Genomic DNA, 14,968 nt, shown 5'->3' with positions numbered 1-14,968 from the left:
ATATTCAATATATTGCCTTTATGTATTTAAACAATGCCTCAACAAACCGATTAAAAATACAAGCACTTACCATTAATGATAGCTCTAACTGGGAGTGTTTTTTTGAAAACAATCCACTTCTTCCCTATTTGGGAATAGATTTAAGTCTTTCCAATGAAGAACAAGCCACTAGCTGGATTCAATTCCAATTGGACCGATACAAATCTGGAAGGTTCGGACATCATGCTCTTTGGGATAAAAGCTCAAATGAATTTATTGGACAGTGCGGACTTCTTACTCAGGAAATTAACGGAGTTGAAGTGCTGGAAGTTGGCTATCATATTCTACCTAAATATTGGGGAAATGGGTATGCTACAGAAGCGGCACTAAAATTCAGGGATTTTGCTTTTGAAACCAATTTGTGTGATCGGTTGGTATCCATTATTGATATAAGAAACATTGCATCGCAAAAAGTAGCCGAAAAGAATGGTATGAAAAGAAAAACACAAATAAAATATCATGGATTGAATGTATTTGTTTATGAGATTACAAAGAAAGATTGGATAGCTAAAAAATAATATCTTAAAAATGAGGGAGTATATTCGAAATATTGTTGAAGATAATACCAGTAAAAAAGGAAAAATATTTGATTATATCATTCAGGGACTGATCATGTTGTCATTGATCTCCTTTTCTGTAGAAACTTTACCCAATAATTCTCCAAATACTATCTTGTTCTTAGAATATTTCGAGATTTTTTGCATTATCATTTTCTCCATTGAATATGTATTACGCATTTATGTTTCAAAAAAACCATTCTCCTACATATTCAGTTTTTATGGCATCATCGATTTACTTGCTATTCTGCCATTCTATCTAAGAGGAACTCTGGATTTTAGAGCTCTTAGAGCATTTCGAATTTTCAGAGTATTCAGAACCTTAAAACTAATTCGATACAACAGAGCCTTACATCGTTTTCACATAGCTGCTCGCATTGTTCGCGAAGAAGTAATTCTATTTTTTATCGTTACAGGAATATTAATATTTCTTTCTGCTGCTGGAATTTATTTCTTCGAAAACGAGGCACAACCAAAGGTATTTGCGTCTGTATTTCACAGCTTATGGTGGTCAATTGTTACCTTAACTACAGTTGGCTATGGAGATGTGTACCCTATTACGGTTGGAGGTAAAATTTTCACATTTTTTGTTCTTCTTGTTGGTGTTGGAATTGTCACTGTTCCTGCTGGATTAGTAGCTACTTCTTTATCGAAAGCCAGAGAAATTGAAGAAGAGGAACGCAAAAAAAATAATTTACCAACCTAAAAAACTGATTAATTTGCATTTGTAAAGTTTCATTTTTTACTTTTCATATTTTTATTCAAGGAACAGTTGCATATTAAAAAATTAGCTGTAAGTTTGTCAACATTATTAACAAGGGGTGCCTGTAACGGCTGAGATTAGACCCTATGAACCTGGGCAGGTAATGCTGCTAAGGGATTGTATGTATCTCCTGTTTCTACTCCTGCAATATTTTTAATATGAACATTTTTTGCAATGGTAATTCTATTACCTTGGATGATAGTGCTACACTTTTTTCACTTTTGTCTGTCACAGAATATGTGAATCAGAAAGGAATTGCAGTAGCTGTAAACAACAATGTAGTAAAAAAACAGGATTGGAAATCTCATCAACTTCAGGAAAACGACAAAGTTTTAATTGTATCGGCAACCAAAGGAGGATGATTCTATAACTTGCTCATTCAATATTCTTTTGTCGCTTAATTGCTCCTCCTTATTTCTGGAAGTATCAATTAAATTCACAAGAAATTGAAAACAAAAAACATTACACAGGGAGGATTCCCTAACTCAAAAAAAGTTTACGTAAAAGGAAAAATTCACAATATTGATGTGGCTATGCGAGAAATTGAGCTTGCAGATACCACCGATAAAGATGGAAATATCCTGAAAAATCTCTCTGTAACCGTTTACGACACATCCGGTCCGTATACCGATGATAAGGTTTTGGTTGATTTGGAAAAAGGATTGCCTAAACTTCGAAAAGAGTGGATTCTAGACAGAAATGATGTTGACGAATTAGAAGGTCTATCTTCTGATTACGGTCGCATGCGTCAAGCAGATACTGATTTGGATCATCTTCGATTCGATCATGTAAACACCAAGCCATTAAAGGCAAAAAAGGGAAAATACATTTCGCAGTATTACTATGCAAAAAAAGGAATTGTAACGCCAGAAATGGAATATGTTGCCATTCGTGAGAATCAGCGAATTGATGAATTGAAAGAAAAATTTTCTCAACATAAAGGCTGTCCTATGGGTGCACAAATTCCTTCGACTCATATCACAGCTGAATTTGTTCGTGACGAAATTGCCAAAGGCAGAGCTATTCTTCCAGCAAATATCAACCATCCCGAAGCGGAACCAATGATAATTGGTCGAAATTTCTTGGTGAAAATCAATGGGAACATTGGTAACTCCCCTACTACATCGAGTATTGAAGAAGAAGTGGACAAAGCCGTTTGGGCATTTCGTTGGGGTGCAGATACCATTATGGATTTATCAACAGGTGAAAACATTCATGAAACCAGAGAGTGGATCGTCAGAAACAGTCCAGTTCCTGTAGGAACAGTACCTTTATATCAGGCATTAGAAAAGGTAGATGGCAAGGTTGAAGATCTGTCATGGGAAATTTATCGCGATACTTTAATTGAACAATGCGAACAAGGGGTTGATTATTTCACCATTCATGCCGGTTTGCTTTGGAAACACATTCCTCTTACCGTTCACCGCACAACTGGCATTGTATCACGTGGTGGATCTATCCTTGCCAAATGGATTTTGCAGCATCACAAAGAAAACTTTCTATTCACTCATTTCGAAGATATTTGTAAGATTCTTGCCAAGTATGATGTTGCTGTTTCTTTGGGAGATGGATTACGCCCTGGTTGTTTAGCTGACGCCAACGATAAAGCTCAATTTGGAGAATTAGAAGCATTAGGACATTTAACCAAAATTGCTCGTGAAAACTTTGTACAAGTAATCATTGAAGGACCGGGTCATGTTCCTATGCACATGGTAAAAGAGAATATGGATGAGCAATTGAAGCATTGTGATGAAGCACCATTCTACACCTTAGGACCTTTGGTAACCGATATTGCGCCTGGTTACGATCACATTACCTCAGCAATTGGTGGAGCCATGATTGCCTGGTATGGAACAGCGATGCTTTGCTACGTTACACAAAAAGAGCATTTAGGATTGCCTAATCGCGATGATGTAAAAGAAGGTGTAATCACCTTTAAATTAGCAGCTCATGCAGCCGACCTTGCAAAAGGATTTCCAGGTGCCCAATATCGCGATAACGCCATGAGTAAAGCTCGTTTTGAATTCCGTTGGAAAGATCAGTTCTCTTTGGCTTTAGATAGTGAAAAAGCAATGAAATTCCACGATGAGACATTACCCGATGAAGGTTATAAATCAACCCATTTCTGCTCCATGTGTGGTGAAAATTTCTGTTCCATGAGAGCTTCAATGGAAATAAGAGATTTAGCAGAAAAAGCGAAGCAAAAGGCTGAAGAATTTCAAAACAGCGGAAGTGAAATTTATAGCTAAAACTATAATGGAATTCATCCTTATATCTTATCCTGAGTTTTTTAAAGGGGAAACAACTATTGTTTCCTCTTTACTAGAACAATTTGAATTTACCTTTCATCTGCGAAAACCAAATGCAACAACCATTGAATATACTCAATTCCTGGAGGCAATACCTTATCATTTTCATAACAGAATAATAATTCACAATCAGGTAGTGATTAATAAACAATTCGAATTAAAAGGAATTCACTTTTCTTCAAACAATAGGAGTTATGCATCCAAAATATCTCCAACTATCAGGAAAGGAACTTCTTGTCATTCACTTCAGGAGATAAAAGACCTTGATGGAAAATTTGACTATGCGTATTTAAGTCCCATATTTCCCAGCATATCAAAAAAAGGATATACGGGAAATTTGGATTTGAAGGAACTTAAGAAGTACCTCAGGAAAGATAGAAAGATCAAAGTTTTTGCATTAGGCGGAATAGAAACTAACAAATTGAAAAAACTAAAAACTATCGAATTTGATGGGATAGCCATTTTAGGAACAATTTGGAATGAAATTCCACACAACAATTATCAAGAAATTGAGAAGAATTTTAAATACATCTACCTGCAATTTTTAGAAGTTTACCAATGAGAAAAAACATACCCAAAATACAATACATAACCCAAGATTCTGCTCGTTTCTCTCATTCGGAACAAGCCCGATTGATGTTTGAAAAAGGAATTGAGTGTGTACAAATCAGAATGAAAAACTCCACCGAGGAAGAAATTTTAACTCAAGCCAAGCAAGCACTACAATCTGCAAAAAAATATGGTAAAACTCTTATTATTAACGATTCAATAGAAATTGCTAAAGAAATTGGTGCACATGGCGTGCATTTGGGATTATCAGATACTCCAATAAATGAAGCCAGAGATTTTTTAGGTGATGAATTTATAATTGGTGGAACTACCAATACAATAGAAGATATTCAATTGCAGCAATCACGAGGAGCAAATTATGTAGGACTTGGACCTTTTAAACATACTACTACTAAGAAAAATATTAGTCCGATTATTGGTCTAAATGGCTATAAGGAAATTCTATTTCAAATGAAAAATCTAAAGCTTGATATTCCAATAATTGCTGTCGGAGGCATCCAATTAAACGATATTGAAACTCTTACTCAAACAGGATTATATGGAGTAGCGCTATCTGGAGCATTATTACAAACACTAAACAACCATAATACCGATTAGTATTTGATTAATACATTAATTGCACAAGTTTATTAATGCATGTCAAATATCGATCGGCATTATACCTAAATTATTTAATAAGTAAAACGGTATAAAATGCAAGAATTAAAAATAGGAGATAAAATATTTACATCTCGTTTATTTACAGGAACAGGAAAATTCAGTTCTAACGAGATAATGAGAAATGCCATAATAGAATCAGGATCCGAACTGGTTACCATGGCATTAAAACGTGTTGACATTCAAGATGAAAATGACAACATGTTACAACACTTGAATATTCCTGGCGTTAATCTATTACCAAATACATCTGGAGTTCGTAATGCTCAGGAAGCCATCTTTGCAGCACAATTGGCAAGAGAAGCTCTCGAAACCAACTGGCTAAAACTAGAAATTCATCCTGACCCAAAATACTTATTACCTGACGGAGAAGAAACTCTAAAAGCAGCAGAAGAATTGGTAAAACTTGGATTTCATGTTTTGCCATACATCCAAGCCGATCCGGTCCTTTGTAAGAAATTAGAAGATGTTGGAACTGCAGCTGTTATGCCTTTAGGCTCACCAATTGGTTCAAATAGTGGGTTGCAAACCATCGATTTCTTAAAAATCATTATTGAGCAAAGCAATATTCCTGTGGTAGTTGATGCTGGTATTGGAGCACCATCTCATGCAGCCGCTGCTATGGAAATTGGTGCCGATGCTGTTTTGGTAAATACAGCAATTGCAGTTTCGCCAAATCCTATTGAAATGGCAAAAGCATTTAAAATGGCAGTTGAAGCCGGACGCATGGCTTTCGAAGCAAGGTTGGCAGAAAAATCAATAGAAGCCAATGCGAGTAGTCCGTTAACATCATTTTTAGAAGATTTAGATTAAACCATTCAACAACAACCAATGAGTTTCTACGACGAAATACAAAAATACGATTGGCAAGAAATCAAAAATCAAATCTATAATAAAACTGAAGTTGATGTTGAAAGAGCATTAAACAAAGAAAGAATAGATTTGAATGATTTTCAAGCTCTTATTTCTCCTGCAGCAAGTGCATATCTGGAGCAAATTGCACAAAAAAGTATGGAATTGACCCAAAAGCGGTTTGGCAAATGCATACAAATGTATATTCCTTTATATATTTCCAATTCTTGCACCAATACTTGTATTTATTGCGGTTTCAATCATAAAAATAAATTTGACAGAAAAATTCTTAACCAAAAAGAAATTAAACAAGAAGCAAAAGCGATAAAGCAGCTTGGATTTGAGCATGTTCTTTTGGTAAGTGGTGAAGATCAATTGAACTGTGGCGCTAATTACATTTCAGAAATGATGGAAGCTATTAGAGATGACTTTGCTTTAATTTCATTGGAAGCACAACCCTTAAAAACTGAAGAATACGAAACTCTTTCAAAAAAAGGATTGAATACGGTTTACATCTATCAGGAAACTTACAACGAAAACAATTACAAAAAATATCATCCATCGGGTAAAAAATCAAACTACCAATATCGATTAGAAACTCCGGACAGATTAGGTAAAGCTGGTGTTCATAAAATTGGATTGGGTTGTTTATTAGGATTGGAAGATTGGCGTGTCGATACCTTTTTTACGGCTGTACATTTACAATATCTTGAAAAAAAGTACTGGAAAAGTAAATATTCAATCTCCTTCCCTCGATTGCGTCCGCATACTGGCGGATTCCAACCAAATTTTGAAGCATCACAAAAAGACCTGCTTCAATTGATTGGAGCGTACAGATTGTTCAATCATCATATTGAAATCTCACTTTCCACCAGAGAAAGCGAAAAATTCCGGGATAATGCCATGAAATTGGGAACTACTTCATTTAGTGCAGGTTCTAAAACCAACCCTGGTGGATATTCCAAAACTGATAAATCACTGGAACAATTCTCAATAAATGATGAAAGATCTCCTAAAGAAATTGCTGCAATGATACAAAATAACGAATATGAAGTAGTCTGGAAAGATTGGGATAATTTCATGCAATTGTAAATACAATGAACAATACACAAAAAGAACGATACAACAGACATATTTTGCTATCTGAAATTGGTGAGAAAGGACAGAAAAAACTACTAAATGCAAAAGTTCTGGTGGTTGGTGCTGGCGGCTTAGGAGCTCCGGTCTTGCAATATCTCGTTGCTGCAGGAATAGGTAATATTGGTATTGTTGATAGTGATGTTGTAAGCCTTTCGAATTTGCAAAGACAAATTTTATACAAGGAAAATGAAATTGATTTATCAAAAGTGGAGTGTGCAAAAACAATTCTTAATCAGCTAAATTCTGATGTTAATATTGATATTTTTCCCTACATGCTTGATGAAACTAATGCTGAAAATCTGATCTCTCAATTTGATATTATTGTTGGTGCAACTGATAACTTTGTATCTCGAAAATGTATTGATACCATTACAAAAAAACAAAAGAAAGCATTCGTGAACGGCTCTATTGGCGAGTTCGAAGGGCAAGTTTCCGTTTTCAATTACAACAATGCTCCCTCCTATTTCGATTTGTTTACCGACTCACCTGATGAATCAAGTCTTCCAATAGGAGTTTTGGGCGTACTACCTGGAATTATTGGAAGTATGCAAGCTTGCGAAGCAATCAAAATTGTATTAGGAATAGGAGAAATACTATCGGGTAAACTTTTAGTGTATGATGCATTGACATGCAATTCCCAAATTATCAATTTCGAATAAAACCCAATTGAAAAGCCATTAATGTAATAATCAATGGCTTTTTATTCTTAAAGGAAACTTTCTCCTGGTCTCTTCTTTTCTTCAGGATGCTTCACTTCAATTACTTTGTTTAAAACGGTATAGAATTCCACTCTAAAAACCACAGGTCCTGTAATTACAACATGATGATATCTTTCAGGAAAAATAACTATTGGATGGTTGGAATCTGCATCCAAAGCTGGTCCTTCCTCATCTTCCCAAACATATTGGCAATGTCCTTTCTCAACAACAAGCAATCCGATTTTTCCTTTTGGCGCCAAATGAGATTTTAAAATAGCCGGTTTTACTGTTTCTTCAGTCATACTTGGCGTACTACCAACTTTTATCGCACCATCAGGTAATTTTTCATTTTGGTAATTCATATTTTTATTTATTCTTAATCTAAATAGCTTCAAATATAATTATTTTAATCAAATAATCTTTTCAATTTCAGATTAATTCAAGCCAAGTTTATTTAAACAAATTCAACACAACAAGTAGCTATAAACTGCGTATACATTGGGACTAAACCATTTTATAATTCGTTAGTTATCATAGCAATATTTCTTATGAGAAAATTATTCCTTTACATTCTAATTTCATTTATCTCATTTACAGCAGTCTCACAAAATAAAGTTGATAGTCTTAAGAATCTTCTTGACTCATCTGAGGATAAAGAGAAAGCATACATATATTACCAGCTTTCTCGTGAGTTGTATTACAAGGACGTGCTTCAAGTAAGATATTATTCATTAAAAGCAGATTCAATTGCCACCATATTCGATATAGATAGCACAAGAGTAAATGCATTGAACAATCTCACCTATGCTTCTTTACAAACCGGAAAGGTAAATGATGCCATCGCGTATAATCAAACAGCAATGGATATTGCTGAGCAAAAGAATTTAAAGAAAGAAAAAATAAAAACTATTTTCTTCAAAGGATACTATTTATATGCAACCGGGCAACCTGATAGTTCACTGGTACATCTGAATAGGGCTTTTAAATTGGCTACAGAATCAAAGGAGAGCAAAATTAAAATGCAATGCCTAAACACAATGGCTGCCAACTATTTGAATCAAGGAAAATACGATAAAGCTCTTTCCAATTTCACACAAGCCTATTCAATTGCAGATAGCATGCAATTGAAAAAAATGCTTCCAAATTTGTCACTAAATATAGGCACCACCTTACTTTATAATGAAGATTTGGAACAAGCAATTGGATATTTTGAGAGAGTAATTGAAATGTCGGATACTACGGATGTTAATTTGGCTTATGCCTCAGCTCTAAACAATTTGGGGGCATGCTACAGTAGAAAAGCAGATCATGAAAAGGCATTAGTATATTTCGAAAAAGCACTACCTGCATATCAAAAATTAAACAATCAATTCCAAATTGCACAATTGTATGCAAACTTAGGACAGTCTAATTACATTCTTGGAAGAATAGAAGCTGCCCGACCATACTTGAAAAAGGCAATTTCACTTAATCGTGCTAGTAAATCGAGTAATCAGTTAATCATTAATCTTATTATACTAGGGAAATTGCAACTGCAAGAGAATGAATTTCTTCAGGCAAAATATTCCCTATTCGAGGCTCAAGAATTAGTAAACAAATACAATATCAATTACAATAAAGTTGATTTGTATAAGGCAATAAGTCTCTATTTCGAGAATACCGGACAATTTAATGAAGCCCTTAATTACAAGCAGAAAGAACTCAATTTTAAGGATAGTATTTTTAATGTAGATCACCAGCAACAAATTGCAGAATTGGAAACAAAATTTCAATCTAAGCAAAAGGAAAAGGATAATCAAATACTTCGGAAAGACCTAAGTATAGAGAAAATGAAAGTACAGGAACAAACCACTATTCGAAATTTTCTAATCGCATTAAGTATACTCATTATTATATTGGGAAGTATTCTTTTAAACCGAGCACGCATAAAAAGACAAGCTCACAAAATAATTGAAAAACAAAAGCTAGAACTTGAGATTGCAAATGCAACTAAGGATAAATTCTTTTCCATTATTGCTCATGATCTACGATCTCCGTTTAGTACTATTATTGGCTTTAGCGATTTTTTAAATGAAGAATATGACGATTTAAGCAACGAAGAAAGAAAAGCTCAAATTCTGGATATTAAGAAAGCTTCGCACAGAACATACAATTTGCTGGAAAATTTACTAACGTGGTCGAAAGTTCAGCAAGGAGGAGTAAAAATAAATCCTGAACCCATACAGCTTAATGCACTGTTAAAAAGATCTGTCAATAACTTCCAGTCTAGCGCAAAATTGAAAAATATTGATTTATCCTTTGAATCAGATCAATTAATTAATGTAATAACAGATCAGTTCTCTTTTGAATTGGTTATCGGTAATCTAATAAACAATGCGATCAAATTTACACCTGCTGGTGGATCTATTAATATTAAAGCTTTAGTAAAAAACAATAAGGCAATTGTTAAAGTTAAAGATACCGGTGTTGGTTTGTCACAAACAGCAGCTCAGAAAATTTTTAATATTAATGAGTCGTATACCACAAAAGGAACAAACGATGAAAAAGGTTCTGGTTTAGGACTGATACTTTGCAAAGAATTTGTAGAAATGAATAATGGAGAGATTTGGTTTTGCAATGAGTATGATAAAGGTGCTTGTTTTGCTTTCTCACAGCCTTTAGCTTAAAATTCCTTCTATCGTATTAAATTATAAAAAGCATATAAAAAAAAACAGAGGCAATTCACAATGAATTGCCTCTGTTTTTTTACTATTTTAAATTGGTTGGAACCTGAGGAGTTGAAATTAAATGAGTAAATAATTCCCATCTCTTTTCAGGATTTAACTCTGTACCTCCATTCTTTTCAATGAAATCTCGTACCATATCCTGTCCCCAATTGTAATTTATGATATAGCTTCGATAAGTTTCCGGAAACCTAAATGAAGCTTCAGATGAACGACGCAATGCGTATTTCTCCATCCATTTTCCGGTTTCTTCTTTAGTCCACTTGCCATCTAAGTAATTTCTCATGGCAACCGTTCTAGCATAGGTCAATTCATGAGTTAATTCTTGAATTTGATAATACAAATCCACCTTAGCAGTATCCAATCCAGCCAATGGAAAAAGAACTTCCTTTTCAAATTTCATTCTATCTTCTCTTGGGAAAACTACATTAATTCCATAATTTGCTGTTCCCTCTGCAATTAATGACTGCGGGCTAAACAATGGATATACCGAAAATTCCAACCAGCCTCTATTCTTAACTAAATTTGTCTCCAATAAAGAATTGTAAACATGATGTCCCGGATATCCTTCATGACTCGCCAAGTCAATTGCTCTATCAATCAAAATTGGAAAATCGATATTCACTTGAATCAAACTGAAATTATTTCCTTTATACCAATTGTAACCTGCCCATGCTTTATCTGTTACATATTCCAATTCAAAATTTTCATTGTCTGGCAAGTCGATATGCATTTTGGTTCTTCGTCTCGATTCTTCAATTGCAGCACGAAAAACTGTATCAATCTTATCTTTAGGTATCACAAATTCTCGATTAAACTTGGCTACCTTATCAATTACATTCTCTTTTCCAGGAAGTAATTTTTCAAGCTGTTCAATAACTGAGGCAAAATGCTCATTCTCAAAAGGAGGCACAACAGCATCGTAAAGTTTACTCGATTCCTCATCAAAAGTATATGTCTTTCCATTAAGCATTTTAATTCTAGCTTTTACAGCAATCAATTGCTTTGCCATATATTTTTTTCGTAAAACCAACATTTCATTTTCAGGTTCAATCGAAATTTTCTCCAATAGAAGTTCTAAGTCTTCTACCTTCTTAATCAATCGTTCTGCAGGAATCGATTCCTCTTTTAACTGATCGACTTCTTTCTTCCAGCTTTCCGGACCATAATATGCATCAACATACATTGGATCATACAATCCAATTTCTAATATAGTTTTCACATAATCTTCAGATAGAGAACTGATTGAAGTATTCGGATCAATTTTGGATGTACATCCAAAAAACATTGTACTTATTACTAGTAGAGATAAAATTCTTTTCATTGTAGCTATCAAGGTTAATGGTAAATTGAATATCTCAAATCTACAAAATCCTTATGGTATCCCATGTGTATTTTTACAATAGATGATATGTTTTTAATTATCTCGTAATTTTCTATTACTTTAGATTCACTTTAAATAAATCAAATATAATAATGGACCCTATACTATTAAAAACTACGATAAGCATTGATGATATAAACGCTCTTATTCTTAATGGAGTTAACGATATGGATATCAATCAGGACAAACGTAATGAGATCAAATCAGAGGCTGAACAACTTTCGCCATCTTTTGTTAATGCAATAAGTTATCATTTGCAAAAAGGTGAAAATCCAGATGCCTCTTATGCTTTTCAAATAGCTGTTGAATTCAACAAATTAATTGAACTGTACAGACAAATATTCTCAACTAACCACAAAAAAGATTTATTGGTTGCATTTGGTATTAGCGCAATTTGGATGAGTATTTTCAACGGATTAGATGCTGAAAGTGGTATTATGCCAAATCATCCCTTTAAAAGAGAAATTGCCAATTGTATCAGATCAATAACCGAAATTTTAGACGAAAAGAAGACTGGAAATTAATATTCTTTTAACCGAATTATAAAAAATCCCCGAAAGGAAATATCCTATCGGGGATTTTGCATTATAGTAGTCAGGTTAGATTACTTATTTTCTTCAGCAAATTTACGTCCAGCATGAAGTGCTTTGATGTTCATATCTACAACTTCTTCCCCTTTTCTACCGAAAATCTTACGGATACCCTCTTCAAGATACTCGAAAGGAACATCGATAAATGGTGAAGCAGCGCCTAACATTACAAAGTTGAAAGCACGCTTAGACCCTGTAGTTTCCTCAGCAATTTTATCAGCATCAATCAACACATAATTTGGAAGAGCTTTAATTGTTTCTTCCAGCTTTTCCATTTCTGGATAATCAGGAATATTTACAAATGGAGTTGAATTGGTTACTACATATCCACCTTGCTTTAAATAAGGAAGGTAACGAAGTGCTTCCATTGGCTCAACTGATAGAATAATATCAGCACCTCCTTTAGGAATCAAATCTGAATAAATAGGCTTGTCAGAAATTCTCATAAATGACTGAACATCACCACCACGCTGACTCATACCATGAGTTTCAGCTTGCTTCATATGTAAATCGTTATCTAGTGCAGCAGAACCTAAAGCAGCAGCAATGGATAAAATCCCTTGTCCACCAACACCTGCTATGACCATATCTGTTTTCATCGTCTTTTAATTTTTCAGGTTAATAATTGATTAAGCTTTAGCAGCTGCTTTTGCTTTAGCGGCTTTTTTAATTTTCTGATCGCGAACGTTCTTCTGAACACAAACACGACGAGGAATAATTACAGATACTCCCTGGTACTCAAATTCCTTACGAAGAAGATCTTTTAGATCGTCACGTTTTTTAGGTACAGCAGTTAGTACGTGTAAGTGATCCTGCTCAACTCCTAAACCTTCACAGATCGCCTCTAACTTACCTTTAGCAGAAGAGTGCTGACCTCCAGTCATAGAGATAGACTCATTATCAGAAATGATAACCGTAACTGGAGTCTTTTCATTAATGGCATCCAATAAACCAGTCATTCCCGAGTGAGTAAATGTAGAGTCACCAATCACAGCAACAGAAGGAATTAAACCTGCATCAGCAGCACCTTTAGCCATTGTAATAGAAGCACCCATATCAACACAAGAATTAATTGCGTTAAATGGAGGCAATGCACCTAAAGTATAACAACCTATATCTGCAAACACACGACCTTCGCCATATTCAGCAACCACTTCGTTCAAAGCAACATATACATCAATGTGAGAACATCCAGTACACAATGCTGGTGGACGAGCAGCCACCATACTAGGAACTTCAGCTCCTTCTTCAACATCAAAACCTAAAGCTTTACCAACCATTTCTGGCTTTAACTCTCCATCGCGAGAAAGAGTGCCATCCAAACGACCGATAACTGCTTCTTTTTCCAAATATCCTTTCAACATTTCTTCAATTACAGGATATCCTTCTTCTAAAACCATTACCTTATCGCACTCGCTGGTGATTTTTTGAATCATCTTACGAGGAATAGGATACTGGCTAATTTTTACAACTGGGAACGGACAATCACCATTTGGATAATTCTCCATTAGATAGTTATAACCTAAACCACATGCGATAATACCCATCGACTTATCTGCAGCATCGGTATATATATTGTATGCTGATTCCTCAGAAGCCAATTCGAATTTCTCCTGATTGTTCAACAACATTTTATAACGCTTACGAGCGATACCAGGAAGCAATACAAACTGTACCTTATCTTCTGGTAGTTTCATATCATTCTGTGCGATCACCTCTGTAGCACGAGTAACACCAGCACGAGAGTGGGCCAAACGAGTAGTAATTCTCATTAATACAGGAATTTCACAAGCTTCAGACAATTCGAATCCGAAACGAGCCATATCGTATGCCTCTTGCTGGTTCGATGGTTCAAGGATTGGCATCATGGCAAACTTACCATATACACGTGAATCCTGCTCGTTCTGTGAAGAGTGCATTGATGGATCATCTGCTACAACGATTAACATACCTCCGTTAGCACCAGTAATAGCAGCGTTCATAAAACAGTCAGCAGCTACATTCAAGCCAACGTGCTTCATACATACCATTGCTCTTTTACCTGCATATGACATACCCAAAGCAGATTCCATTGCAGTTTTCTCATTTGCTGCCCAATCGCTATGAATGTTTAATTCTTTTGCTTGCTTAGAATGTTGAACGTATTCTGTAATTTCGGTTGAAGGTGTTCCCGGATAAGCATAAACTCCGGACATACCGCCATCGATTGCACCCTGTGCAATGGCTTCTACACCTAATAGTAAAGACTTTTGCATGTTATATTTGTTTAACTATTTAGTATTCTTTTATTTACACATACCACACAAATGAATTGTGGGTAGCTAAGAAGTATGATATTTTTATTTGATGCATCCAGCTTCAAATTCAATAATCAATAAATATATGTGTATAGGAAACGGATCCTAAGCTTAGGATCGAGGAAGAGAGTGGATATTAAAGTCCACCGAAAATCTCAAAGTAGCTTACAAGGTAAGCAAGTACGTAAAAATAAATTTCAATTAAATTCATCTATTTACTTAGAGTTTGTAACAAAATGAGCTATTCTCCTTTTATTTGATGCTAAAATACCATTATTTGGTTTAAAGCCAATAAAAAACAATCGAAAGGCTAAAGTTTAGAATAAGTTCAAATAACGAAAACGGTTTCGTAAATTTCCTCAACAAGAAGCAAACAACTTACAAGCTAC

At 34.8% G+C, this 14,968-nt stretch carries 15 protein-coding genes and 1 riboswitch; of the genes, 11 read left to right on the top strand and 4 right to left on the bottom strand.

From position 1 onward, the window contains the following. Positions 1-20: 20 nt before the first annotated feature. The 9 genes from GCQ56_RS06625 to GCQ56_RS06585 all read left to right on the top strand — a co-directional run bounded on the left by GCQ56_RS06625 (position 21) and on the right by GCQ56_RS06585 (position 7,546). Positions 21-557, top strand: a complete 537-nt coding sequence (locus GCQ56_RS06625; protein WP_152733631.1) for a GNAT family N-acetyltransferase — start codon at positions 21-23, stop codon at positions 555-557. 10 nt (positions 558-567) lie between these two features. Next, positions 568-1,302, top strand: a complete 735-nt coding sequence (locus tag GCQ56_RS06620; RefSeq protein WP_152733630.1) for an ion transporter — start codon at positions 568-570, stop codon at positions 1,300-1,302. A 101-nt stretch (positions 1,303-1,403) separates the two neighbouring features. Beyond that, positions 1,404-1,494: riboswitch (TPP riboswitch) on the top strand. A gap of 23 nt (positions 1,495-1,517) precedes the next feature. Beyond that, positions 1,518-1,721, top strand: coding sequence for a sulfur carrier protein ThiS (thiS, locus tag GCQ56_RS06615; RefSeq protein WP_152733629.1), 204 nt, complete (start codon positions 1,518-1,520; stop codon positions 1,719-1,721). A gap of 84 nt (positions 1,722-1,805) precedes the next feature. Then, positions 1,806-3,608 carry a phosphomethylpyrimidine synthase ThiC gene (gene thiC, locus GCQ56_RS06610; protein WP_152733628.1) on the top strand — a complete coding sequence of 601 codons (1,803 nt, stop codon included), beginning with the start codon at positions 1,806-1,808 and terminating at the stop codon, positions 3,606-3,608. A 7-nt stretch (positions 3,609-3,615) separates the two neighbouring features. Beyond that, positions 3,616-4,230 (top strand): thiamine phosphate synthase, encoded by a 615-nt coding sequence (locus GCQ56_RS06605; protein WP_152733627.1) that lies wholly within the window; start codon positions 3,616-3,618, stop codon positions 4,228-4,230. After that, positions 4,227-4,835 carry a thiamine phosphate synthase gene (locus GCQ56_RS06600; protein ID WP_152733626.1) on the top strand — a complete coding sequence of 203 codons (609 nt, stop codon included), beginning with the start codon at positions 4,227-4,229 and terminating at the stop codon, positions 4,833-4,835. Before GCQ56_RS06605 ends, GCQ56_RS06600 begins: the two co-directional genes overlap by 4 nt. Before the next feature lie 96 nt (positions 4,836-4,931). Then, positions 4,932-5,708, top strand: a complete 777-nt coding sequence (locus GCQ56_RS06595; RefSeq protein WP_152733625.1) for a thiazole synthase — start codon at positions 4,932-4,934, stop codon at positions 5,706-5,708. A gap of 18 nt (positions 5,709-5,726) precedes the next feature. Next, positions 5,727-6,839 (top strand): 2-iminoacetate synthase ThiH, encoded by a 1,113-nt coding sequence (thiH, locus tag GCQ56_RS06590; protein WP_152733624.1) that lies wholly within the window; start codon positions 5,727-5,729, stop codon positions 6,837-6,839. A 5-nt stretch (positions 6,840-6,844) separates the two neighbouring features. Next, positions 6,845-7,546: a HesA/MoeB/ThiF family protein gene (locus GCQ56_RS06585; protein ID WP_152733623.1), complete on the top strand. Its 702-nt coding sequence runs from the start codon at positions 6,845-6,847 to the stop codon at positions 7,544-7,546. 47 nt (positions 7,547-7,593) lie between these two features. Here GCQ56_RS06585 and GCQ56_RS06580 read toward each other — a convergent pair whose 3' ends face one another. Then, positions 7,594-7,947: a DUF1971 domain-containing protein gene (locus GCQ56_RS06580; RefSeq protein WP_152733622.1), complete on the bottom strand. Its 354-nt coding sequence runs from the start codon at positions 7,945-7,947 to the stop codon at positions 7,594-7,596. A 186-nt stretch (positions 7,948-8,133) separates the two neighbouring features. On the opposite strand from GCQ56_RS06580, the gene GCQ56_RS06575 reads away from it, so the two are divergent. Continuing rightward, the gene (locus GCQ56_RS06575) at positions 8,134-10,251 is read left to right on the top strand and encodes a tetratricopeptide repeat protein (protein ID WP_152733621.1); all 2,118 of its coding nucleotides are present in this window, start codon (positions 8,134-8,136) and stop codon (positions 10,249-10,251) included. Between the two features lie 82 nt (positions 10,252-10,333). Here the strand turns inward: GCQ56_RS06575 and GCQ56_RS06570 are convergent, their stop codons facing one another. Next, complete coding sequence (locus tag GCQ56_RS06570) at positions 10,334-11,632, bottom strand: hypothetical protein (RefSeq protein ID WP_227006016.1); 1,299 nt, start codon at positions 11,630-11,632, stop codon at positions 10,334-10,336. A gap of 152 nt (positions 11,633-11,784) precedes the next feature. Between GCQ56_RS06570 and GCQ56_RS06565 the strand changes: the two genes are divergently transcribed. Next, on the top strand, positions 11,785-12,216 hold the full coding sequence (locus GCQ56_RS06565; RefSeq protein ID WP_152733620.1) for a hypothetical protein: 432 nt from the start codon (positions 11,785-11,787) through the stop codon (positions 12,214-12,216). Positions 12,217-12,296: 80 nt separating this feature from the next. Here the strand turns inward: GCQ56_RS06565 and GCQ56_RS06560 are convergent, their stop codons facing one another. Further along, positions 12,297-12,881, bottom strand: a complete 585-nt coding sequence (locus GCQ56_RS06560; protein ID WP_152733619.1) for an indolepyruvate oxidoreductase subunit beta — start codon at positions 12,879-12,881, stop codon at positions 12,297-12,299. Positions 12,882-12,911: 30 nt separating this feature from the next. After that, a complete protein-coding gene (locus GCQ56_RS06555) occupies positions 12,912-14,537 on the bottom strand; it encodes a thiamine pyrophosphate-dependent enzyme (protein ID WP_152733618.1) in 1,626 nt (541 codons plus the stop codon). Between the last annotated feature and the right edge of the window lie 431 nt (positions 14,538-14,968).

It is taken from the genome of Marinifilum sp. N1E240, from assembly GCF_009295825.1.
Taxonomy (GTDB): Bacteria; Bacteroidota; Bacteroidia; order Bacteroidales; family Marinifilaceae; genus Marinifilum_A; species Marinifilum_A sediminis.
Note: the sequence above shows the minus strand (reverse complement) of the source record. Positions and strands in the feature narration are given on the sequence as shown.